Origin of the sequence: Yinghuangia sp. ASG 101 (genome assembly GCF_021165735.1) — a bacterium.
In the GTDB taxonomy this organism is placed as follows: Bacteria; Actinomycetota; Actinomycetes; order Streptomycetales; family Streptomycetaceae; genus Yinghuangia.
The window spans coordinates 1,743,788-1,765,703 of record NZ_CP088911.1; the positions used below are offsets into that span (position 1 = coordinate 1,743,788).

At 72.5% G+C, this 21,916-nt stretch carries 18 protein-coding genes; 8 read left to right on the forward strand and 10 right to left on the reverse strand.

Annotation, left to right across the window (positions count from 1 at the left end):
- Positions 1 to 214: 214 nt before the first annotated feature.
- Positions 215 to 1,540 carry a right-handed parallel beta-helix repeat-containing protein gene (locus tag LO772_RS07195; protein ID WP_231777536.1) on the forward strand — a complete coding sequence of 442 codons (1,326 nt, stop codon included), beginning with the start codon at positions 215 to 217 and terminating at the stop codon, positions 1,538 to 1,540.
- A 262-nt stretch (positions 1,541 to 1,802) separates the two neighbouring features.
- Here the strand turns inward: LO772_RS07195 and LO772_RS07200 are convergent, their stop codons facing one another.
- Complete coding sequence (locus LO772_RS07200) at positions 1,803 to 2,825, reverse strand: NAD(P)H-dependent amine dehydrogenase family protein (RefSeq protein ID WP_231777537.1); 1,023 nt, start codon at positions 2,823 to 2,825, stop codon at positions 1,803 to 1,805.
- Between the two features lie 564 nt (positions 2,826 to 3,389).
- Here LO772_RS07200 and LO772_RS07205 point away from each other — a divergent pair.
- A complete protein-coding gene (locus LO772_RS07205; protein ID WP_231777538.1) occupies positions 3,390 to 3,998 on the forward strand; it encodes a TetR/AcrR family transcriptional regulator in 609 nt (202 codons plus the stop codon).
- Between the two features lie 193 nt (positions 3,999 to 4,191).
- Positions 4,192 to 4,983, forward strand: a complete 792-nt coding sequence (locus tag LO772_RS07210) for an SDR family NAD(P)-dependent oxidoreductase (protein WP_231777539.1) — start codon at positions 4,192 to 4,194, stop codon at positions 4,981 to 4,983.
- Positions 4,984 to 5,599: 616 nt separating this feature from the next.
- On the opposite strand, the gene LO772_RS07215 is transcribed toward LO772_RS07210, so the two are convergent.
- From LO772_RS07215 to LO772_RS07235, 5 genes are all read right to left on the reverse strand, one after another.
- On the reverse strand, positions 5,600 to 6,256 hold the full coding sequence (locus tag LO772_RS07215) for a GntR family transcriptional regulator (protein ID WP_231777540.1): 657 nt from the start codon (positions 6,254 to 6,256) through the stop codon (positions 5,600 to 5,602).
- A gap of 221 nt (positions 6,257 to 6,477) precedes the next feature.
- Positions 6,478 to 6,792 (reverse strand): transcriptional regulator, encoded by a 315-nt coding sequence (locus LO772_RS07220; RefSeq protein ID WP_231777541.1) that lies wholly within the window; start codon positions 6,790 to 6,792, stop codon positions 6,478 to 6,480.
- A complete protein-coding gene (locus LO772_RS07225; RefSeq protein WP_231777542.1) occupies positions 6,789 to 7,250 on the reverse strand; it encodes a hypothetical protein in 462 nt (153 codons plus the stop codon). Before LO772_RS07225 ends, LO772_RS07220 begins: the two co-directional genes overlap by 4 nt.
- 212 nt (positions 7,251 to 7,462) lie before the next feature.
- A complete protein-coding gene (locus LO772_RS07230) occupies positions 7,463 to 9,124 on the reverse strand; it encodes an HAL/PAL/TAL family ammonia-lyase (protein ID WP_231777543.1) in 1,662 nt (553 codons plus the stop codon).
- A 177-nt stretch (positions 9,125 to 9,301) separates the two neighbouring features.
- Positions 9,302 to 11,125, reverse strand: coding sequence for a hypothetical protein (locus tag LO772_RS07235; RefSeq protein WP_231777544.1), 1,824 nt, complete (start codon positions 11,123 to 11,125; stop codon positions 9,302 to 9,304).
- Positions 11,126 to 11,986: 861 nt separating this feature from the next.
- Here LO772_RS07235 and LO772_RS07240 point away from each other — a divergent pair.
- Positions 11,987 to 12,769, forward strand: coding sequence for an SDR family NAD(P)-dependent oxidoreductase (locus tag LO772_RS07240; RefSeq protein ID WP_231777545.1), 783 nt, complete (start codon positions 11,987 to 11,989; stop codon positions 12,767 to 12,769).
- Positions 12,770 to 13,041: 272 nt separating this feature from the next.
- On the opposite strand, the gene LO772_RS07245 is transcribed toward LO772_RS07240, so the two are convergent.
- The 4 genes from LO772_RS07245 to LO772_RS07260 all read right to left on the reverse strand — a co-directional run bounded on the left by LO772_RS07245 (position 13,042) and on the right by LO772_RS07260 (position 17,973).
- Positions 13,042 to 13,779: a class II aldolase/adducin family protein gene (locus LO772_RS07245; protein WP_231777546.1), complete on the reverse strand. Its 738-nt coding sequence runs from the start codon at positions 13,777 to 13,779 to the stop codon at positions 13,042 to 13,044.
- Positions 13,776 to 14,804 carry an ABC transporter substrate-binding protein gene (locus LO772_RS07250; protein ID WP_231777547.1) on the reverse strand — a complete coding sequence of 343 codons (1,029 nt, stop codon included), beginning with the start codon at positions 14,802 to 14,804 and terminating at the stop codon, positions 13,776 to 13,778. The genes LO772_RS07245 and LO772_RS07250 overlap by 4 nt, the downstream gene beginning before the upstream one ends.
- Entirely contained in the window at positions 14,801 to 16,015 is a 1,215-nt protein-coding gene (locus LO772_RS07255) for an LLM class flavin-dependent oxidoreductase (RefSeq protein ID WP_231777548.1), read from the reverse strand. The genes LO772_RS07250 and LO772_RS07255 overlap by 4 nt, the downstream gene beginning before the upstream one ends.
- 359 nt (positions 16,016 to 16,374) lie before the next feature.
- Positions 16,375 to 17,973 carry a GMC family oxidoreductase gene (locus LO772_RS07260; RefSeq protein WP_231777549.1) on the reverse strand — a complete coding sequence of 533 codons (1,599 nt, stop codon included), beginning with the start codon at positions 17,971 to 17,973 and terminating at the stop codon, positions 16,375 to 16,377.
- A gap of 266 nt (positions 17,974 to 18,239) precedes the next feature.
- On the opposite strand from LO772_RS07260, the gene LO772_RS07265 reads away from it, so the two are divergent.
- The 4 genes from LO772_RS07265 (at position 18,240) to rfbB (ending at position 21,838) form a co-directional block, all read left to right on the forward strand.
- Positions 18,240 to 19,058 (forward strand): IclR family transcriptional regulator, encoded by an 819-nt coding sequence (locus LO772_RS07265; RefSeq protein ID WP_231777550.1) that lies wholly within the window; start codon positions 18,240 to 18,242, stop codon positions 19,056 to 19,058.
- Between the two features lie 85 nt (positions 19,059 to 19,143).
- Positions 19,144 to 19,701 carry an NADPH-dependent FMN reductase gene (locus LO772_RS07270; RefSeq protein ID WP_231777551.1) on the forward strand — a complete coding sequence of 186 codons (558 nt, stop codon included), beginning with the start codon at positions 19,144 to 19,146 and terminating at the stop codon, positions 19,699 to 19,701.
- A gap of 77 nt (positions 19,702 to 19,778) precedes the next feature.
- Positions 19,779 to 20,846, forward strand: a complete 1,068-nt coding sequence (locus LO772_RS07275; RefSeq protein WP_231777552.1) for a glucose-1-phosphate thymidylyltransferase — start codon at positions 19,779 to 19,781, stop codon at positions 20,844 to 20,846.
- On the forward strand, positions 20,843 to 21,838 hold the full coding sequence (gene rfbB, locus LO772_RS07280; RefSeq protein WP_231777553.1) for a dTDP-glucose 4,6-dehydratase: 996 nt from the start codon (positions 20,843 to 20,845) through the stop codon (positions 21,836 to 21,838). The genes LO772_RS07275 and rfbB overlap by 4 nt, the downstream gene beginning before the upstream one ends.
- Positions 21,839 to 21,916 lie beyond the last annotated feature (78 nt).

Below are 21,916 nucleotides of genomic sequence, written 5' to 3' on the forward strand. Positions count from 1 at the left end.
CCGTACGCGGCGGCGGAGTTCCCGGGTGTGGACCGACACTGGCCCCTGCTTGCGCAGCCGCAATCGGTGAAGCGGCGCCGACCGCAGCGGAATTGCCGTCCGCGGGGCCGTGCGCATCCATCAACTGCGTCCGGTGTCGCGTGAGTTGGATAGTCGTGCGGTCGCCGGTCGGCGGCGTGGAAACGTCCGACTCCACCGCCTGCGAGGGGAAACCATGGTCACTTCCGAAACCCGACGGCCGTCCCGCGCGATCACGCGGACGCTGACCGCCGCCGTCGTGGGAACCTCCGTCGCGCTGCTTCCGGCCGCCGCGACCGCCGGGCCGGGCGGTGTGGGGGCCGGGGCGCCCGCGAAGGCCGCGAAGGGGAAGGCCGCCGGGGGCACGACGTACTACGTGGACGCGGACGGTGGTTCGGACGACGCGGCGGGCACGTCGTCCGGGGCCGCGTGGCGATCGCTCGACCGCGTCGCGGAGCAGGATCTCGCCCCGGGCGACGCCGTGTTGTTCGCGCGCGGCCGGACATGGACGGGAGAACTCGTGCTGTCGCGCAGCGGCACCGCCGACGCGCCCATCACGGTCGGCGCGTACGGCTCCGGCGACCGGCCCGTCGTGACCGGAGGCGCGAACTGCGTCACGGTCACCGGCGCCCATTGGCTGATCACCGACCTGCGCGCGACCGCGTGCGACTGGGCCGGCTTCGAATTGCGGGGCCACCACACCACCCTGCGCCGGGTCCGCGCCGACAACAGCGTCGCGGGTGTCTCGATCACCGACGACGCGCACCACAACACCGTGCGGGACTCGGCGCTGGTCGACAACAACCGCATGAGTGTGAACACCCCTGGAGGGGACGACGATTCGGGCGCGTTCGGGGTCCTGCTGAACGGCGACGACAACGTCATCGCGCACAACACCATCACCGGCAGCTACGCCGAGAGCCACGACTACGGCGTCGACGGCGCCGCGGTCGAGGTGTACAACGGCGACCGCAACCGTGTCGAGTACAACATCACGCGCGACAACGAGACGTTCACCGAACTCGGCCACCAAGACGGGGAAACCGCCGACGACAACGTCTTCGCGTACAACGTGGTGACCTCGACGCACGACACCGGCGCCTTCCTGGTCACCCGGGGCGCGGACGACGGTCTGGGCCCGGTGCGCGGCACGGTGGCCGTGAACAACTCGGTGTCGATTCCCGCCGAGGGCGGCGAGGGCTGGACCTGCTACGGCGGATGCGACGCGACCATCCTCAAGCTCCGCAACAACGTGATCGCGGTCGGCGGCAAGACCGGCTACGAGGACGGCGACGGCGCGGACGAGGACACGAGCGTCTACGACGGCGGCCGACGGCAGTTCGAGCCCGGCCCCGACTCGGTCACCGGCGACCCGCGGTTCACCGGTGCCAAGGATCTGCGCGTGCGGGCCGGCAGTCCGGCCATCGGACGCGGCGAGCCGGTGGGCTACGCGGTCGACATCACGGGCGCGCCGGTCCCGGCCTCCGGGGCGACGGCCGGGGCGTACGAGTACCAGGGGTAACGGACGGAGCGGGGCCGCGGGCGTCGCCGCCGGGAACACCAACTACCTTACGCGGCAGGATGGTTGGTCTTCCGCGGATCAGCGCCGCCGCGCCGTTGACCGCGGCCGTCGTGCGGCGGGTCCACGAGCGGTCTCCGCGGGCCAAGGTCCTCGTTCCTCGGCAACCCGGCCATCGAGTGCCGCCGGGCGGCGAACCCGCCCGGCGGCACCGCCGCGCCGGAATCCGGTGGTCCCGCGATGGCCGCGGGCCCACGCGGTGGTTTCAGCGGATCAGGCCGCGCGGCCGGACCACGCCCAGGTCGAGGTGGGAGACGAAGCCGGGGTCGGCGGCGCAGACCGCCGGAATGGCGGTGAGCCCGGCGTACGCGGTCCAGTTGCGGCCGGTGGCGTTGCCGTCGAGCGTCAGGTCCAGGGACGGTTCGCCTTCGATCTCGACGCGGTAGCGGCCGTCGGGGACCTCCCAGTCGGGCTCGATGTTCTCGTGGCCGACGGTCCAGACCGTGAAGAAGGTGATGCGCGGCTCGCCGTCCAGCAACGCGGTCCATTCGTACCGCTGGCCCGCGACGGTGCCCGCGGGAATGACGCCGTTCGCGTACTCGATGTCCTTGGTGGCGACGGCAAATTGCTGCTGGGACCGCATGCCGTCGATCTTCTTTCCGAGGCCTTCCGCGATCATCGCCATGGATTGCGCGAAATGCCCGATCGCCTCGGGCGACCGGCTGGGATTCGCGGCCAAATCCTCGGGGTCGCGCCCGAATCCCATGCGCTCCATCCAGGGCGACGGATTCTTCAGGAAGTCGACGAGTTCGTAGACCCGCACGTGGTCGACCCGGCCGGTGAGCCGGGCGAGGGTGAGCGGGAGGATGTCGCCCGCGTAACCGGGGTGGATTCCCGAACCGTGGAACGAGACGCCGCCCTCCCGGCAGGCCGCCTCGATCTTTTCGACGTCCTCCCGGAATTGGTCGGTCGGATAGAACGGGCCGAGCGGCGAGACCACGTTCTTTCCGGAACGCAGCAACCGGCACACCATGTCGATGTCCGGGACCAGCGGGGCGAAATGCACGCAGTCGGCGTCCAGGGCGAGGATCGCGTCCTTGTCGTCGGTCGCGGCCAGGCCGACGTTCGCGATTCCCGCGATCTCACCGGCGTCCTTCCCGACCTTGTCCGGATTGGTGACCAGGACCCCGACGAGTTCCGTATGGGGGTTCTCCACCAGGTGTCGGATGGATACCTGGCCGATACCGCCGGTCGCCCATTGCACGACGCGGTGGACTGTCTCGGTCATTGCCTCTCCTTTGCCACGTGCGGAGTCGAGATTTCCGGAAAAGCCCTGCGGCTCGACGCACGCAGGTATTGGGCAAACGACCAAATCCAAGATTTGACACATGTTTAACAGCGGCACGCCGGACGGGTCAAGAGCCGGCGAAGGAGGGCGCGGCGACCGAGACAACCGGAACCCCAGGGAGATCGCCGACGGGCGGCGTCGGACAGGCGGGGTCGGACGGAGGGAGGGAGCGGACGCCGACGGGCGGGGCGGGGGCGGGAGCGCGGGCAGGTGGACGTATCGCGGCCAGGCGCACGAAGCGAACGGCGACGGCGGGCCCGGGCGGCGCGTTCGGCAGGTGCGCCTGATCCGCCGAGCGGGTCGGAGAGGCAATCGCCGCGGAGGGGACGGCGGCGAACTTCGGCGGGACGGGTGGGCGTAGGCGGGCGAGCCCGGGCGAGCGGGCGTAGACGGGCCCGGGCGGGAGTGGGCGGGCGTGGGCGGGCGGACTCGGCGGGGCACGGGGGCGGGTGTCGGCTGTTCGGTCGGCGTTGGTCCGACGGGTGACGTCGCTACGATCGGCCCATGCCAGAACAGGGACGACGCCGGGGTCGCCCTCGGGACGCGGGCATCAGCGAGCGCGCCCTCGGCGCGGCACGTGAACTCCTCGTGGAACAGGGCTTCGAGGCCACCACGATCCAGGCCGTCGCCGAGCGCTCCGGTGTGCACGCGTCGGCGATCTACCGGCGCTGGCCGTCGAGGATCGAACTCATCCACGAAGCCACGTTCCCCGGCCTCGGCACCCCCAGCCTGGCACCCACCGGCGAACTCGCCCACGACCTGCTCGCGTTCGTCCGCGCGTACTTGGACGTGCTCGGCGCCCCGGCGGCCCGCGCCGCCGCGGCCGGTCTGCTCGCGCATCGGCAGGCGTCGCCCGAGTTCGACCCGTCCGAGTTCTATTTGCGCGTCTCGACACGACCGAAATTGCGCGACATTCTCGACGCCGCACCGCCGTCCGCCGTCGATCCCGATGTGGACCCGGACGACGTCTTCGACATGCTCCTCGGCGCGGTCCTCTGCCACGGGCTGCTGCCCGACATCGCCCGACGCCCGCACCCCGCCGAACGCATCACGGACATGCTCGTCCGCATACTGCGGCCCCTGCCCGACGCCCCCGGCCGCGAAGGCCGCTGACGGCCCGACCGGCGCGTGCTCGGCCTCGGTCGTCCTCGGAGATCCCTGTCAGCGCCTGGCCCCCGGCCCCGCTGCGCGTCCCGTGCGGGCGTTGCGTGGGGGCTTGGGGGGTCGTACGCTACGGCTGTTTGAACGACTGTTTCAATAACCGTGCCGGGTCGCCTCGCGCACCACGACGACAAAGGACCAGACCATGGAGTTCGAAGGCCGATCCGCCGTCGTGGCCGGGGGTGCGGGCGGGCTGGGTGGGGCGACCGTGCGGCGGCTCGCGGCCGGCGGCGTGGGGGTGGTCGTCCTGGACCCACAGGGCGACCGGGCCGACGCGCTCGTGGCCGAACTCGGCGGCCGGGCACGCGTCGTCGTCGGCGACAGCAACGACGACGACGCCGTGGCGGCGGCCGTCTCCGCGGCCCAAGACCTCGGCGTCTTCTCCATCGCCGTCAGCGCCACCGGCGTCGTCATCCCGAGCCCGCGCCTCGTGGACGGCGACGGGGCGCCCATGCCGAAGGACGTCCTGCTCGCCAACCTCGAACTGCACGTGCTCGGCCCGTTCAACCTGGCCCGCCTGTGCGCCGCCGCGTTCGCCGCCAACACCCCGGACGCCGACGGGCAGCGCGGCGTCATCGTGCAGACCGCCTCGATCAGCGCGTTCGACGCGCAGTCGACCATGGTCCCCTACGCCGCGGCGAAGGGCGCGGTCGCCTCGATGATCCTCCCCATGGCCCGCGACCTCGCGCCGTTCGGCGTCCGCGTCTGCGCGATCGCCCCGGGAGCCATCGCCACCCCGCGGCTGTCCACACCGCGGATCCAACAGGCGCTCATGGGCGACATCGTCTTCCCCAAGCGCCTGGGCAAAGCGGACGAGTACGCCATGCTCGCCGAGGCGATCATCCGCAACCCGTACCTGAACGCGGAGGTCATCCGACTCGACGGCGCCGCACGCCTGTCCGCGGAATTCGGCGGCCGACCGGCCCCGCGAGCCTGAGCCGACTGCCCGCCCGCACACGGGACTTCGCCTCCCCCGGCCGCGGGCCGACCGCCGACGCGAACCACGCGTCGGGGGTCTGATCCGAACCACCCACGGAGACCGGCGACTTCGCCGAAGACAATCACGCGTGGCCCCGGTCGCCGCAAACCCCTCTGAGTACGGGCGTCCTGGACACGCCGGGCACGCTGCCCGCTGCCCGCGGCCCGCGGTGTCCGCCGGTACATCGTCGAGATCGACGTCACCGACGCCGCCCCCTGCGCACGTCTCACGGCCAATCGGGACCAGGTGCCGCGTGGTTGACGCGAAGTGCCGTGTTGGCCACGGGAGTCCGCGGTGCCGGCGCTTCGGCTCGAGTGGTGCCCCGCCGTCGAGGACCCCGCGCTCGCGGAACATGTCCACCCCACCACCTGCCGCCCCCGGCTCCGCGGCATCGACGTGTGCGCGCTTGTTCACTTGATCCGCGTCGCCGCGGCGGATTGCGCCGTACCGTTCCTCGCCCTCGTCCCGGGGACCGTCGCGGTCGAGCGGGCCGGGTCCGCCGAGATCCGTGGACGCGACCCGCGCGGCTCCGGTCCCGCCGGGCGGTCGGTGGGGACCGCATGTGCCGGGCGTCTCAAGCGAGTTCGTTGCCGGCGGCGGCCCGGTGTCCGCGCAGTACGTCGATGACGGCCTGCCCGTGCCGGGCGAACGCGTGCTCGAAAACGGACGCCGCGCGGTCGCCGTCCCGGGCCCGCAGCGCCTCCATCGCGTCGGCGAGCGCGTCCTCCTGGATCGCGCGGCCGGCCGGTACCGTCGCGAAGTAATTGCCGGGCACGACGCCCGACGTCATCCGGGAAATCGACGACAGGCGCGACGAGTTGGCGGCGGCGTAGAACCGCCGGAGGAACACCTCGTTGCGGCTGAGGAATTCGTCGGCGGACGGGGCCGCGGCGGCCAAGAGCCGCGCCTCGTCCAGCGCCTCGATCGCGGAGTCCTCGGCGCGTTCGGTGACACGCCGCGCGGTCAGGGCGTACAGCGCCCCGAGGAACGCGTAGTGGTCGCCCACCGCGACCTCGTCCAGGCCCCGGATGAACGCGCCTCGGTGCGGCTCCAGGCTGACCCAGCCCTGGCGTTCGAGCGCGATCAGCGCCTCACGCACCGGAATCCGGCTCACCCCAAGGTCGTTGGCGATGTCGTCCTGCCGCAGGTGGTCGCCGTTGCGGAGCGTGCCGTCCCAGATCAACCTGCGGACGTGGTCAGCGACCTGGTCACCGCTGCTGGGACGGCTCATCGGCGACTGCCCCGGCTCTTTCGGGACTCGACGTTGCGCGCGGATGGCCGCTCTCCTCTGCTCGAACGCTCGACCTCGTCCGCCCTGCCGCCGTGTGGTCACGTCACCGTGCGCCCGGTCTCGGTGCGGTGGTCCGGTCCGCGGACATCCGTGCCGCGACCTTGGATCCAATATATCGGCGTACGCCGGGCGTCCGACGGGTTCGGGCGGGCGGCGACGTCCTACACCGGAGGCCCTTCGGCCGGGGCCGCGTCGGCCAGGATCTCCCGCAGCGCGGCGATGTGGCCGTTGAACGCCTCCCGCCCGGTGTCGGTGAGCCGCGCGTAGCGCCTGCGGCGGCTGCCGGCGAGACGGCGTTCCGTCGCGACATAGCCGGCTTCCTCAAGCGTCGTGAGCTGTTTGGACAGCGCCGAGTCGGACAGGTTGAGCCGGTCCTTGAGGAACGCGAACTCCGCCCATTCGGCCGCCGCCAGGGTCGCCACGAGGGACAGGCGCGTACTGGGGTGGATCAGCTCGTCGAAGCGCGCGTCCGTCATGCCCGCGCCCACCGGCTCAGGACGCGGAGGATCTCCGGCCCGCCGAACCCGATGACCGCCGCGACCAGCAGCGCGGCCCAGATGGCGGCGTGCTCGGCCCCGTCCGCGTGGAGGCCGAACGCGGTCAGGACGGTGACCCCGACGAGCCCGATCAGCATGCCGATCACGACCATCGGAAGGCGGCGTCCCGCCACCGCTCTGCTGACCCGCACCCGATCCGTACGCCGACGCCCGTCGAGCATGCGCGACGCCAGCACCGCGTGCACCACACCGAACGCCCCCATCGCGCCGCCGGCGAGCCACGGAGCCACGGTGCCGACCACCCCGAGCACGACCCAACCCGCCGCGACGGCCCACCAGTAGCCCCGGGGCAGACCCACTTCCTCCGCCACCTGGTGACGGGCGCGCTCGGCCGTGTCGAGGGCTGTTCGAGCCTGCTCCGGCGTGATGTTGTCCATGGTGATACCTCACTTTCCCACTGGGAAAGTAAGAGTTCCACTTTCCCAGCGGGAAAGTCAAGAGCGGGTCTGCCGGGCCGGGGCACGTTCGGGGCGCGTACGGGCGTGGGCACACCCGAACCGGTCACGCCCGGCCGGGTCACGGCCGAGCCAAGGACACCGTCGGCCGCCCCGGACTCAGCCGTCCCCTGCCTGCCCCGCTCCCCCGGGCGTCAGACCCCCGCCAGACGCAACGCGCCACCCCTGACCATCGCGACGGCGGTGTCGACGTCCGGGGTCATCCAGCGGTCGTCCCCCAGCACCGCGACCCGTTCGCGGAAGCGCCGGTGCAGGTCGTCGGTGGCCTTGGCAAGCGGCAGTTCGCCCATGGTCGGCCGGGCGAGGTCGATCCCCTGGGCGGCCAGCAGGAACTGCACCGCGAGCACCACCTCGGCCCGTCGCAGGTTCTCGTCGAGGTTGCGGACCGACGCCATGGCCATGGTGTTGTGGTCTTCCTGCCCGAACTTCTCCGGCCGCGACAACACCCCGGCGGGCATGGCGCGCGCCTGCATCTCCGGGATCAGTGCCGCTCCGACCGTCTGCACCTGCACCATGCCGGAGTTGAGCCCGACCGGCGGTCCGGCGAGGTTGTCGGGCAGACCATAGCTCCACTTGGACGCGATCAGCCGCCCGGACAGCTCGTGTGACAGCACCGAGACGTCCGTGATCTGGGCGTTGAGGGTGTCGATCGCATGCCCGATCTGCGCGCCGTCCCAGTTGCCGCCCATGACGAACTCCCAGGTTTGGTCCGAGCGTTCGAACAGCAGAGGGTTGGACGTCGAGGCGTTGGCCTCGCGCGTGATGATGGTGCGGGCCTCGTCCAGGGTCTGCCGGGCGGTGGCGACGATGTGCGGTGCGGCCCGAACGGACACGGCGTCCTGGACGCGCGGTGACGTCTCGCCGAACCTCGCCCGCCCCTCCTCGGTCATCCACGCGCTGTCATGGGTGGCCTCGCGCAGCAGAGCGGCCTCCAACTCCTCGGCGGGGATACGCCGTTCGGCGTGGGTGCGGGCGTCCAACGAACCGGCCTCGGCGCGCGTGGCCTCCATGAACAGCGCGAAGGCGCCCCGGAATTCGTCCAGGAACTGTTCGGACCGGTCCACCGACGCCAGGTAACGCGCCGTCAGCACACCGCTGCCGCTGATCAGCGGCAGCGCCTCACCGGCCTCCAACGGGAAGTCGACGGGCAGACCGGCTTCCCGCAGCACCTCGCGGGCCCCGCGCACCGACCCCTCACGCAACCGCGCCGTCCCCGCGTCACCCGTCAGCACGAGCCCCGCCGCCGCCATCGGCTGGAGGTCGCCCGTCCCCAGCGAACCGATCGACGGCATCACCGGGGTCACCCCCGCGTTGACCAACGCCAGCATGCGCTCGACCATTTCGGGCCGTACGCCCATGCGTGCCCGGGCCATCGCGTTGGCCCGCAGCACGAGCGCCAACCTGGCGATGCCGGGCGGGAGTTCGTCCCCCGTCCCGGCGGCGTGGGAACGCAACACCCGCGCCTGGAAATCGCGTTGCTCCGCGTCCGTCAGGGGACGGTCCTTGAGCGGCCCCAACGCCTGATTCCACCCGTACACGCGCTGCCCGGCGTCCAAGGCCGCCAACGCCCCCGCCCGCGCGGTACGCATCCCCGCCGCCGCCTCGGGCGCCAACCGCACCTCCCCCGCCTTGCCGCGCAGCACGGCCCGCATCTGCTCGACCGTCAGATGATCACCGTCCAGGGTGATCCCCGCCTCCTGGGCCGCACTCGCCGCCACCACCACACGCTCCGGCGCCGGCCCGGCCGACCCCGTCACCAGCGTCGTCGCCAGGGCCACCGCCAAGGCGACCCCCACCCACCGCCGCCCAACCCACCCACGCTCAACAACCCGTTTCCCATTCACCCCCACCCCATCGACCACCCCACCCCATTCCTGAACCCCTGTCCCCACATCCCTCGGGTCTTCAGGACAACCACCCGCCCCGCGCCCCGGGCATACCGGGGACGCGGGGCGGCGCGGTGCGGCGGTGTGTCAGTGTTGTTCCCATTCTCGGGAGCGGCACGAGATCATGCCCATGACGTGGAAGTTGCCGGCGTTGGCGACGACCCTGTCGTGGTGGGTCCTGAAGATCCAGTCGCCTCCGTCGCGTCGGACGGTCAGGTGGGCGTTGGCCTGGAGATGGCCCCTGACAGTCAGTTCGCCGGTTTGGACCTTTCCGGCGACGCGCATGTTGTGTTGCACCTTCAGGTCGTTGTCGATGTTGACGACGCCGTTGATGTAGACGTTGTCGTTGGCGGCCAGGACACCGGTGACGGTGGTCTTGCCGTGGGCGTTCAGGGCGCCTTGGGCATCCAACTGGCCGTGGACGACCACGCGGGGTGGCCCGTCGAGCGTTTCCAGCAGGACGTTTCCGGAGCCGTCGAGAACGGTGAGGCCGTTGCGCAGGGTCAGGCGGTCGGTGACCTGCGCCCGGGTGAGGTCGAGATCGGTGATCGTGGCGCCGGCGGCGGTCAGGCGTCCGGTCACCTGGACCTGGGCAGCGGTGACGTTGCTCAACGTCGCGGTGTCGGCGGTGAACTGGCCGGTCACCTGGGCCTGCGCAGCGGTGACGTTGCTCAGCGTTGCCGTGTCGGCGGTGAACTGGCCGGTCACCTGGGCCTGAGCGGAGGTGAGGCTGTTCAACGCCGCGGTGGCCGCGGTGAGTTGACCGGTCACATCGGCGGTGCCCGAGGTCAGCGCGTTCAACGTTCCGGTGGCGGCGGTGAACTGGCCGGTGACGTCGGCGGTGCCCGAGGTCAGGCTGGTGAATGTCGCGGTGTCGGCGGTGAGTGGGCCGGTCACCTGGGCCTGGCCTGCGATGAGCGTGGTCACGGTCGCGGTGTCGGCGGTGAGTCCGGCGGTGACCTCTGCCGTGGTGGTCTTGACGTCGACCAGCTCGGCGGTGCCGGCCAGGAGGGTGCCACGATTGTTGGCGGCGTCGTGGATGTCGATGCCGGTGGCGGAGAACGAGACGCGTGCGCCGTTCACCGTATCGGTGATCTGAGGGGTGATCACCTCGGTCGTCGCGGTGACGGTCGGGAACTCCGGGTCGAGCACGTGCACCGTCGTGGTGAGGAAGTAACCCTGATCGCCGCCTTGGCTCGTTTCGGCGGCGGTCCGGGCGACGAGGGTGTAGGTGGTGCCGCGTTTCGGGCCGGTGCCGGCGTCCGGGCTCCACTCGTGGCTGCCGGGCAACGACCCCGCGGCGAATTGACCGGACGCCTCGCTCCCGTCCGGCATCAGAACCTGGTAGTCGAGATCGTCGGGGCCGTTCCACAGCAGCCGGACGTCGTCGCCGTCGTCGACCAGCGTCTGTTCCGCGCGGAAGTTGGCCGGGACCTTCGACGCCGCCTTCTGGAGCCATACCGCGTGGTGGCGCGTACTCTGCGACTTCGCCGGGTCCCCTCCGCTGGCCACCTCGGTGATCTTGAGGCGCACCAGCCCCTCGGCGCCGGAAACCGGCACGTCCGCGAGCACGAGGACCATCGATACGCCGGGCTCGAATTCGACCGCGCGGCGCTTGCCCTTCCAGCGGTACTCCGCGGTGAAGACCCCGGGGCTGCCCCCGGCGTCGAACGTCGGATCGTCGAGGATGTCGTCGACGCGCAGCAGCGACGGCTGTATGGCCTGGACGTCATCGGTCAGTTCGGTGCCGTCGCTGACCACCGGCACGGTGACGTCGATGCTTTTCCAGAAGACCGACTTCTCGTGGTTGTTCGTGACCAGCACGTTCACGGTGCCCGAGGAAGGCACGCCCGGCTGGGCCACCAAGGGGCTCGGGTTCGTGATCACCTCGTACGTCAGCAAGGACGACATGCGTGGGAACTCCCTACGTCGGCACACACAAGGACGGACGGAAGAAAGGCAGCCGGATCTCGGTGGGGGCGGATGTGGTCGGGAGTGGTCGAGTCGACGTCGGATGAACGGTCGGCAGGGGCGACCGGGAGCGGCCGGACAAGGTGCGGCGACACGCCTGCCCCGCCGTCACCGACGCCCCTCAGGGGGCGCCACGAACCTACCCACGGGATGGTCGCACCGCCCGCGGTCGGTGACATAAGGCCCGAAAGCATCCTCGGGTGGCCCGAACACGCTTGATTCGCACGGGAGTTCGGTATGAATTCAACCGGGTGTGACGGCGCCGGCATCGGCGATCGTACGGTCGTGTCCGGCCCCGGGGGCGGGTGCCCCGGGGGCCGGGGGTGTCGCGCGGCCACGCGTGTGCGCGACGGTGCAGCCGGGCGGCTGCGGCGGTGAGCTTAGCCAGCGCATCCGGCCAGTGCCGAACCGTGCTCCGGGCGTCGGAGGGTTGTCCGGGTGTGTGGGGTGGTCGGTGCTCGGGGTTGGAGGGAAGGCGGCGGTGCCGGGTGCGGTCTGGGAAGTCGCTTGTTCGGTAAGGGAGTTCGTGGGTGTCGGGTGAGCCGGGGGCGGCTCGTCGGGGTGTGCCGGGGATGGGACGGGCTATACCGCTTCGACATAGCCAGGCGCCGAAGGTTGTATTGGTCGGGCTTGTGAACGCCGCCCTAGCATGCTGGAGGCGGTTCACGGATGTACGGGCACACACGGAAGGCGACGCCTGGTTGTGCGGCGGCGGACGGTCCGCCCGACGTCGGCGTCGAACCGCCTTCTCGGGCCTGCCACTTCCGCGTGATCGAACGCACCGGACGAAGGGTGTGCACCATGGACAAGCTCCACGACCTGACCGGCCGCGTCGCGATCGTGACCGGCGGCGGTACCGGGATCGGTGCGGCCACGGCCCGCCTTCTCGCGGAACACGGTGCGGACGTGGTCATCGCGGCACGCACCGAGGCGGACTTGGAGCGCACCTCGGCGGCGGTCGAGGAGGCGACCGGGCGCAGGTGCCTGCCGGTGCGGACGGACGTCAAGGACGAGGAGCAGGTCGTCCGCATGGTGCGGCGCACGGTCGACGAGTTGGGTCGCGTCGACATCCTGGTCAACAACGCCGGCGGCTCTCGTCTCGGCCCGTTGAGCGCGCTGCCCACGAAGGCCTGGGACTCCGGCTTCGACCTCAACGTCCGGTCCGCGTATTTCTGCACACGGGAGGCCGGGCGCCACCTGGTCGCCCAGCGGTCGGGGACGATCGTCAACATCTCCTCGGACGCCGGGGTCAACGGTGTCAAGGGCGGGGCCCACTACGCGTCGGCCAAGGCGGCCCTCCAGATGTTCACGTCGGTGACCGCCGCCGAGTGGGGGCAGTACGGCGTGCGCGCGAACTGCGTCGCGGTGGGGGCGATCGCCTCCGAACGAGCGGTCGAGGCATGGCGGGTGGCCGGCATCGACACGTCCGAGTTCACCACCCGCGTCCCCCTCGGCCGCCCCGGGACTCCCGAGGAAGTCGCCAACGCCGTCCTCTTCTTCGTCAGCGACGCGGCCTCGTACGTGTCGGGCCAGACCCTGTGTGTCGACGGCGGCCCGGACATGGGCGGCATCCGCGTGACGTGACCGCCCGCCTGGCGCGGCGCGGCGACCGCGGCCACGCCGTGCGCGGGAGCGCCGTTCGGCCAGGTCCAGGTGGCGATGAGACAGCCGTCGCCATCGGGGCGGGCGGCGCCGTGTGGTCTCCCGGACGCGAACTTCCGGTGTCACCAGCGGGCTTCGACGGCCGCGCGGGTGCTCCGGCGGTTGATTCGGGTGCATGGGGCCATCGCGTACAAGTGGGTGCTCGCGGCCTGTCGGGGCCGCACCCCGGTTGCCGTATCCGCGTTGTCCTCGGGTCAGGTGTGCGGTGCGCGGGGGTGGCCGGGAGTGGTGGTCGCGTGGACGTGGGCGGTGTCCGACTCGGCGATGCGGGTACGGGCGTGCGGGCTGTCGGCGCGGCCCGTGGCCCCCCACTGCTGGGCCAGGACGCCGGGGCCGAAGTCCCGGGAGCCGCCGAGGAGTTCGGCGAGGGTCTGGGCGCGGGCTCCCTCCTCCACGATGAGGATCAGGCGGGCCAGGTCGAGGAGGCCGCCGCGGGTCCACAGGGTGGCGCCGCCGTTGGCCTCCAGGATGCCGGGGAGGTCGGGGGTGTCCGTCAGGGCGCGGAGGATGAAGGCGTCCTCGGCCTCGTGGCGGTCGACGTAGACGGGCAGTTCGGCGGCGGTGGTCTCGCGCTGGGCGGGGACGTAGCGCAGGGGCAGCGGGCGGTGGGCCAAGGCCCAGGCGGCGAGGTGGGGGGTGTGCACGTGGGCGACGGCCCCGACCCAGGGGTGTGCCGCGAAGACCGCGGCGTAGCGGATGCCGTCGCCCCACGGGCGCAGGGCGCCGGGGCCGTCCACGATGGTGGTCAGTGTCACCGTCGGCGGTGCGTCGGGGCGGAACGGGTCGGGGTGCCTGACGTTGGCCACCTGGTCTCCGCCGGGTACCCGCACCACGAAGCTCAGGGTGGCGCTGGGCGTGAGGGTGCCGGTCTCGTTCAGGACGCGGAAGGCCACGGCCGCGTCGTCGGCGAGGGCCCGGAGGAACGCGCTCATCGGACGGCCGCCGACGCGTGGGCGTCGCGCAGCGGCTGCGGTGCGACCCAGTCGGTGAGGCGGAAGTCCTGGCGGAGGAATCCGTGGGACAAAAGGAACTCCTTGTGTCGGTCGAGCAGGTGCAGCCGGGTGTCGGACAGGTCGGGGGCCAGGTGGCGGTGGAAGTCGCCGCGGTGCGCCGCGGCCGTGGCCGTGTCGCTGCCGGAGCTGTCCCGGGCCAGCAGCCGCAGGACGTCGGCGCGGTGTTCCGCGGCCCAGGCCGCGGCGCGCAGGGTCTGGGCGAGGAACAGCGTGACGGCCCAGGGGTGTTCGTCGAGTGTGCGGGCGTGGACGGTGATCGGGCGCGGGGTTCCGTTGTTGACGCGGCACGCGGGATCGTCGTACGCGTCGAGGTCGACGCCGATGACGGCGCCGGTGCGTGCCGCGTGGTCGAGCGCCGCCGGGCCCTTGGCGTACACCGCGTCGACCTCGCCGCGGGCGAGGGCGTCGATGCCGGTCCAGGGGCGGGCGAGCGGGCCGTTGACGGTCCAGTCCGAGCGGCCCTGGCGGGCGTCGGGGACGTCGGTGAACCGGACGGCGTCCAGGCCGAGTCCGGCCAGGGCCAGCGCTCCCCGGAAGCCCTGGAGGGCCATCGCGCGCATGACGCCCGCGCCGGGTTCCGGGCCGTGCACCGGGAGGGCGGCGCGGCGGCCGGCGAGGTGTTCGGGTGCGGTGATGCCGGAGTCGCGGCGGACGAGGATGACCTGCCGCTCCTCGATCCAGGTGAGGCCGATCAACCGGGTCGGGGCGCCGGCCGCGCGGGCGGCGAGCGCGGGGACGGCGCCGCCCTCGCGGAACAGGCCGGGCAGCCCGTGGTCCAGGTGGTGATGGGCCAACGTCGGGTCGCCATCGCCGAGTTCGGTGACGGCGACGCCTCGGTTCCCGAACTCCTCGGCCAGCAGGCCGAGTCGGTACGCGATGCCGCTCGCCGTCGGTACGGGGCAGCGCGTCAGCCACACGCGGTCGAGGACGCCGGCGGTACTCATCGCCACGCGGCGGTCGCCGGTGCGGGGTCGAACGCGGGGAAGGCGGCGAGAAGTTCGGCGTTCCCGGCGTCGTCGTACGGGGGCGGCGCGAAGCCGTGGTCGAGGTCGAGCAGCGGCAGGACGTCGCGGCCGAAGCGCAGGGCCTCCGACAGCAGCGGCCACCCGGACAGGATGAACGACTCGGCACCGTGTGCCGCGTACTCGTTGATCCGGTCGGCGACCTGCGTGGGCGTCCCGACCAGCCAGGTGCCGGCGCCGGGGCCGAAAACGTCGAAGCCGAAGATGGACGGGCCGAGCCACACGTTGGGGTGGACGACCAGGTCCTCGACGTCGGGCAGCCGCCCCGAGCGCAGCGCGTCGACGCAGCGCAGCGCGCGCGGGTCGTCGGAGGCCACGTCCCGGTCGAGCCACCCGGGCCCCTCCTTGTAGGCGGAGAGTTCCAACGCCTTGTCGTACGGGGTGCGTTCGAGCAGGTGGCGGGCGTACGCCCAGGCCTCCTCCTCGGTGTCGCGGACGATCACCTGGAAGCGGGTGCCGAAGCCGAGCGTCCTGCCGTGCCGGGCGGCCTCGGCCCCGGCCTGCCGGAATTTCTCGTCGAGCCGTGCGGGGAGGTCCGCGAACGTCAGGTAGCGGTCGACCACTTTCGCGGCGTGCGCGACCCCCGCCGGGGAGCCGCCGGCGCCCCAGAGTTCCACGCGGGGCTGCACCTTTTCCGGGAAGAAGGTCAGCGGGACGTCGAACGTGCGGGCGGCCAGCCTGATGTGCCGGCCCTCGTAGCCCTCGCCCGGGTCGGCCCAGCGGCGGGCGAAGGCGTCCCAGTATTCGGCGCTGTACTCGTACCGCTCGTCGTGCGCCAGGAACATGCCGTACTCCGGCAGCCAGGCGTCGTGCCCGTTGACGACGTTGAACAGCAGCCTGCCGCCGCTGAAGTTGTCGACGACCGTGGCGATGTCGACGAGCTTGGCGGGCGAGACCAGGCCGGGGTAGAGCGCCACGAGGAGGCGCATCCGCTCGGTGAGCGGCGCGAGGGCGGCGGCGAGGGCCAGCGGCTCGTGCGGGCCGGTGGGCAGGAGGGCTCCGTAGAAGCCGGCCCGGTCGATGCCCTCGGCGAGCGCGCGCAGGCGGGGCAGGTCGTTGGCCCAGACGCCGTCGTCGGTCCACGGGACGGGGCCGTCGGCGGACTGGATGTACCACAGGATTTTCACCGGCATGGTCGGGGCTCCTTGCGAGGGACCGGGGAACGCCCGTGAGGCGTCCGCGGTTTCGGTCGGCGGGCGGGGTCGGGATCGGATCGGCGGCGCGGGGCTGGGCGGGCGGTAGTGGGTTGCGAGGTGCCGTTCGTGGCCCCGCGTGAGAGCGGTCGGCGAGCGGCGGCGCGGGGCTGGGCGGGTCTGGTCTGGGCTGGGCGGGTCTGGGCGGGTCTGGGCTGGCGGGTTGCCGAGGTGCGTTCGTGGCGCCGTGTGAGAGCCGTCGGCGGACGGCGCGCGAGGCGGGCAGGGGGTCGGTTGGGAAGGTGCCGTTCGTGGCGCCGCATGAAAGCCGTCGGCGCGCGGCGCGGGGCCGGCGGTGGTCAGTGGGCCGTGCCTCGGTGGGCCGCCGCCACCAGATCCACCGCCCGGTCGGCGATCACCGCGGTCGCCGACATCGTGTGGCCGCGGGTCGGCACGGGGATCGCCGCCGCGTCGACCACCCGCAGGCCCGCGACGCCGCGCACCCGCAACGCGCCGTCCAGGACGGCCCGGTCGTCGTCATCGGGGCCGAACCGGGCGGTGCCGACCGGGTGGAACATCGGGCCGGCGGTGCGGCGGACGGTCGCGGTATCCCTCGGCGGGGGTGGCGCCTTCGCGACGGATGCGGCGGCTTTCGTCGCCAGTAACCGCCGGGCCAGTTCCCATCCGGCGGTCAGCGCGGCGGCGTCGGCGTCCGTCGGATCGGTGAGGTAGCCCGGGTCGATCAGCGGTGGGGTGAACGGGTCGGCGTCGGCCAGGCGCACCGTTCCCCGGCTGCGCGGTTGGAGCGCGACCACACCGAACCGCACCCCCGGCGCCGACGGGCCACCGTCCGGCCCCGGGACTCCGGGGGCGAGGACGATCTCCAGGTCCGGTACGCCGGGCCGGCCGTCGGCGCGGGCGAAGACCACCACCGCGCCGCCGCCGTCGGGGAGCGGTGGCGCGGCGTCCGGAGCGGGCACGGCGCCGCCCAGGGCGACGTGGTCCCGCAGGTCGCGCCCGACCCCGGGCAGGTCCGCGACAGGGCGGATGCCGTGCGCCGCGAGGTCGCCGCGCGGTCCGATGCCGGAGAGCAGCAGCAGGTGAGCGGTGCGCACGGCGCCGGCCGCGAGCAGGACCTCGCGCCGGGCCACCGCCCGCAGTTCGGGCCCGTCGGCGCGGCGATAGGTGACGCCCAGCGCCCGGCCGGCCTCGACGACGATGCCGGTCACCGTCGCCCCGGTGACGATCCGCGGGGCGGCGGCGCGGGGGTCGGTTCGGGTGTCGGTTCGGGTGTCGGCCGAGGCAGGCGGGCGATCGTCGCGGGGGTCGTCGACGGGGTGCGGGACCGGGGCGTCGGCGGCCAGGAAGGCGTCGGCGAAGGTGACGCGGCGTCCGCCCCGGGTGGTCCGGCGGACCGTGTCGACCCCCTCCTGCCGGGGCCCGTTGACGTCGGTCGACGCGAAGCCCAGGTCGTGCGCGGCGGCGGTCAGCGCGGCCGACCACGCGTCCGGCGCGGCGGACTCCAGGAGGAGCGGGCCGTGGGCACCGCCCCGGGGTGCGGGCGCCCGGTCGTCGCGTTCCAGTCGCGCGAAGGCGCTGAGTGCCGTGCGGCGGTTCCAGGTCGGGCCTCCGTATACGCCCCAGGCGTCGTAGTCCGCCGGGTTGCCGCGCACCCACAGTGCGGCGTTGACCGCCGACGAGCCGCCGAGCGCGCGGCCCGACGGCCAGGGCACGGTACGTCCGCCGAGGCCGGGTTGCGGCACGGTCGTATCGGCCCAGTCGGCATCCGTGCCCCACAGCTCGGCGGCGCGGTCGGGGTCGCGGGTGGGCGGGCCGTCGGGGAGGCGTCCGCCCGCTTCGAGGAGCAGGACGGAGGCGCCGGTACGCGCCGACAACCGGGCCGCGACCAGCGATCCCGCCACTCCGGCGCCCACCACGACGTAGTCGGTGGCCGTCATGCGCCCAGCATCGGAGCGCACCGATTCGCATGTCAAATAGTGACGCGTTATTTCATATATCGGCAACACCCGCGATGGCGTTGCTACACTCGCCGCACCGCGCCGAGGGGGCGCGGGAACGGGCAAGCCGCCGCGTCCGCCCCCTGGTGCGGCCCCCGCCCCGCGGACCGATGGTCGGCACCGCCCCCCGACACCGGCCCCCGGAAGCCCCGGGGGAGCCGCGGGACGCACCGCCGTCGCCCCGACATCCGAGGAGCCCACGCCGCATGACCCGCCCCGACGCCCCCGACGGCCCCGACGCCCCCGCCCCTCGGCCCTCCCGCCCGGCGGGCGCCCAGACCGTCGAGCGGGCCTTCGAAGTCCTGTCGTTTCTGCGGGAGTTGCCGGGGCCCGCGACCGTCGGGGAGATCGCGCGGCGGATGGACCTCAATGTCAGCGCCGTCCACCGGATGCTGCGGGCGATGGAGCACACCGGGTTCCTCGAACAGGACCCGGCGACCCGGCGCTACCGGCTCGGCACCGCCATCGCCGGGCTCAACCGGGCGCTGCACCACCAGCGCCGGTTCGACCTCGCCCGCCCCGAGTTGCGCCGCCTGTCCGAGGCGACGTCCGGCGCCGCGGTGCTGGCGCTGCGGGACGGCCGCGAGGCGCTGGTGGTCGCGGACCTGCCCACCGCGTGGGCTCCCGACCACTGGGACACCCGGGTCACCAACTCCGTGCCGCTGCACGCCTCCGCGTTCGGCAAGGCGCTGCTGGCCTGGCCGCGGCCGAGCGACGAGGAGTTGGAACGGCTCGCGCCCTTCGAGCGGTTCACCGACCGCACCCTCACCAGCGCTGCGCGGCTGCGGGCCGACCTGGACGCCGCCGCCGAGCGCGGACACGCCGTCGCCAACCGGGAGTTGCGCCCGCTGCAGCTCTCGGTCGCGGTGCCGCTCCTCGACCAGGCCGGGCAGAGCTACCTCGCACTGGGGGTCGGCACCACGTGGACGCGGAGCGCCGCGTCGCGGGTTCGCGGCATCGCGCGCGAACTCCACGACAGCGCCGACCGGTTGCGCGCGGTGCTCGGGCTGGACGCCAAATATTGACGGATTCGCATTCGGGTTGACGTGTCACCCCGAACGATCCCATCCTTGAGTTGACACATCAACTCGACAGATGGGGAACTCAGCCATGACCAAAATCGCCGTCATCGTGGGCAGCGTGCGGCCGGGGCGCGTCTCGCGGGAGGTGGCCGAGTGGGTGCACACGATCGCCGCCAAGCGGCCGGACGCCACGTACGAACTCGTCGACATCGCCGACTACGACCTTCCGGCGTTCGACGAGGAACTGCCCCCGCAGTACGGCCAGTACGCCAAGGACCACACCAAGCGGTGGGCGGCGAAGATCGGCGAGTTCGACGGATTCGTCTTCGTGACGCCGGAGTACAACCACAGCATCCCCGCGGCACTCAAGAACGCGCTGGACTTCATCTACGCGGAGTGGCAGAACAAAGCCGCGGGCCTGGTGAGCATCGGCGCGGCGGGCGGCGTTCGGGCGGCGGAGCACCTGCGCGCGATCGCGGCGGAACTCCAGATCGCCACGGTGCAGGCGCAGTTGCCGCTTCCCGTGGCGGCGGACTTCCCGTCGTACCCGACGTTCACCCCGTCCGAGGGACGCGCCGACGAACTGGGGCGCGTACTGGACCAGCTGGAGTCGTGGGCGGGCGCGCTCAAGACGGTCCGCGCGTAGTCCCGCGGCGGATTTAGGGGGTGGCGGCCCCCCATCGTGGGGGGCCGCCGGACGAGGCCGCGGGGAGTATGGGCGTCATGAAATCACTGGTGCTTGCCGGAGGTTCGGGGACACGGCTGCGGCCGATCACCCACACCTCGGCGAAACAGCTCGTCCCGGTGGGGAACAAGCCGGTGCTCTTCTACGGCCTGGAGGCCATCGCCGCCGCCGGGATCACCGACGTCGGGATCGTCGTCGGCGACACCGCGGCGGAAGTGGAGGAGGCGGTGGGCGACGGGTCCCGGTTCGGGATCAAGGTCACCTACATCCGCCAGGAGGCACCGCTCGGTCTGGCCCACGCCGTGCTCATCGCACGGGACTTCCTCGGCGACGACGACTTCCTGATGTACCTGGGCGACAACTTCATCGTCGGCGGAGTCACGTCCGTGGTCCGGGAGTTCCAGGCCGACCGCCCGGACGCGCGGGTGCTGCTCACCCGGGTGCCCGACCCGAGCCGGTTCGGGGTGGCGGAGCTGGACGCCGACGGGCGCGTGGTGCGGCTGGAGGAGAAGCCCGCCCATCCCAAGAGCGAGCTGGCCCTGGTCGGCGTCTACTTGTTCACCAGCGCGATCCACGACGCGGTGCGCGAGATCAAGCCGTCCGGGCGCGGCGAGTTGGAGATCACCGACGCGATCCAGTGGCTGATCGACCGCCGACTCGACGTGCGCACCACGACGATCACCGGCTACTGGAAGGACACCGGCGACGTCGAGGACATGTTGGAGGCCAACCGGACCGTGCTGGAAGGGCTCACGCCGGACGTCCTGGGCACGGTGGACGACGCCTCGCAGATCGTCGGCCGCGTCCGGGTCGAAGAGGGCGCGGTGGTCCGCGGCTCGCGCATCGTCGGCCCGGTCGTGGTCGGCGCGGGCACGGTGGTGACCGACTCCTACATCGGGCCGTTCACGTCCGTCTCGGACAACTGCCGGATCCACGACAGCGAGATCGAGTTCTCCATCGTCCTGTCCGACGCCTCGATCACCGGGGTGCACCGGCTGGAGGCGTCCCTGATCGGGCGCACGGTGCAGGTCACCCCGGCGCCCCGCGTCCGTTCCGCGCACCGGCTCGTGCTCGGTGACTACAGCAAAGTGCAGATCGCGTCGTGACCCGCGCACGCGGCGGCGCGGACCGCATCCTGGTGACCGGCGGCGCGGGATTCATCGGCTCGCACTACGTGCGCACCCTGCTCGCCGACCCGCGCGGCCCGGCGGTGACCGTGCTGGACGCCCTGACCTACGCGGCCACGCCCGCCGCCCTCGACCCCGTCCGGTCCGACCCGCGCTTCCGGTTCGTGCACGGGGACATCCTGGACGCCGGCCTGGTCGACCGGCTGACCGCCGAGCACGGCCAGGTGGTGCACTTCGCGGCGGAGAGCCACGTCGACCGGTCGATCCTGGACGCCTCGCGCTTCGTGGCGACCAACGTCACCGGGACGCAGGTGCTGCTGGACGCGGCCGTACGGCACGGGGTGACACGGTTCGTGCACATCTCCACCGACGAGGTGTACGGCTCGATCCCGGCCGGCTCGTGGCCGGAGACCGACCCGGTGCGCCCCAATTCGCCGTACGCCGCCTCCAAGGCCGCCGCCGACGTGCTCGCGCTGGCGTACCACCGCACCCACGGCCTGGATGTGCGGGTGACCCGCTGCTCCAACAACTTCGGCCACCACCAGTTCCCGGAGAAGGTCATCCCGCTGTTCATCACCAACCTCTTGGACGGCCTGCCGGTACCGCTGTACGGCGACGGGCTGCACGTGCGCGACTGGCTGCACATCGACGACCATGTGCGGGGCGTCGAGTTGGTGCGCCGCGGCGGCCGGCCCGGCGAGATCTACAACATCGGCGGCGGAACCGAGCTGTCCAACCGCGAGCTGACCGCCCGGCTGCTCGCGGCCTGCGGCGCGGACTGGGACCGGGTCGAGCACGTCGCCGACCGCAAGGGGCACGACCGGCGCTACTCGGTGGACTACGGCAAGATCCGCGCCGAACTGGGCTACCGGCCCCGCCGCGACTTCGACACGGCACTCGCCGAGACCGTCGCGTGGTACCGCGACAACCGGCGCTGGTGGGAACCGCTGCGCGCGCGGGCCGCGCTCTGACGTCCGGCACGCACCCCGCCGCGCGGAGAACGCGGCCCTGATCCGCGCCCGGGAATTCCCGTAAAGTTGACATGTCAA

What these genes read in the sequence shown, in the direction of transcription:
- LO772_RS07195 (WP_231777536.1), top strand. Translation starts at nt 215, where the DNA reads ATGGTCACTTCCGAAACCCGACGGCCGTCCCGCGCGATCACGCGGACG.
- LO772_RS07200 (WP_231777537.1), bottom strand. Translation starts at nt 2,825, where the DNA reads ATGACCGAGACAGTCCACCGCGTCGTGCAATGGGCGACCGGCGGTATC.
- LO772_RS07205 (WP_231777538.1), top strand. Translation starts at nt 3,390, where the DNA reads ATGCCAGAACAGGGACGACGCCGGGGTCGCCCTCGGGACGCGGGCATC.
- LO772_RS07210 (WP_231777539.1), top strand. Translation starts at nt 4,192, where the DNA reads ATGGAGTTCGAAGGCCGATCCGCCGTCGTGGCCGGGGGTGCGGGCGGG.
- LO772_RS07215 (WP_231777540.1), bottom strand. Translation starts at nt 6,256, where the DNA reads ATGAGCCGTCCCAGCAGCGGTGACCAGGTCGCTGACCACGTCCGCAGG.
- LO772_RS07220 (WP_231777541.1), bottom strand. Translation starts at nt 6,792, where the DNA reads ATGACGGACGCGCGCTTCGACGAGCTGATCCACCCCAGTACGCGCCTG.
- LO772_RS07225 (WP_231777542.1), bottom strand. Translation starts at nt 7,250, where the DNA reads ATGGACAACATCACGCCGGAGCAGGCTCGAACAGCCCTCGACACGGCC.
- LO772_RS07235 (WP_231777544.1), bottom strand. Translation starts at nt 11,125, where the DNA reads ATGTCGTCCTTGCTGACGTACGAGGTGATCACGAACCCGAGCCCCTTG.
- LO772_RS07240 (WP_231777545.1), top strand. Translation starts at nt 11,987, where the DNA reads ATGGACAAGCTCCACGACCTGACCGGCCGCGTCGCGATCGTGACCGGC.
- LO772_RS07245 (WP_231777546.1), bottom strand. Translation starts at nt 13,779, where the DNA reads ATGAGCGCGTTCCTCCGGGCCCTCGCCGACGACGCGGCCGTGGCCTTC.
- LO772_RS07250 (WP_231777547.1), bottom strand. Translation starts at nt 14,804, where the DNA reads ATGAGTACCGCCGGCGTCCTCGACCGCGTGTGGCTGACGCGCTGCCCC.
- LO772_RS07255 (WP_231777548.1), bottom strand. Translation starts at nt 16,015, where the DNA reads ATGCCGGTGAAAATCCTGTGGTACATCCAGTCCGCCGACGGCCCCGTC.
- LO772_RS07260 (WP_231777549.1), bottom strand. Translation starts at nt 17,973, where the DNA reads ATGACGGCCACCGACTACGTCGTGGTGGGCGCCGGAGTGGCGGGATCG.
- LO772_RS07265 (WP_231777550.1), top strand. Translation starts at nt 18,240, where the DNA reads ATGACCCGCCCCGACGCCCCCGACGGCCCCGACGCCCCCGCCCCTCGG.
- LO772_RS07270 (WP_231777551.1), top strand. Translation starts at nt 19,144, where the DNA reads ATGACCAAAATCGCCGTCATCGTGGGCAGCGTGCGGCCGGGGCGCGTC.
- LO772_RS07275 (WP_231777552.1), top strand. Translation starts at nt 19,779, where the DNA reads ATGAAATCACTGGTGCTTGCCGGAGGTTCGGGGACACGGCTGCGGCCG.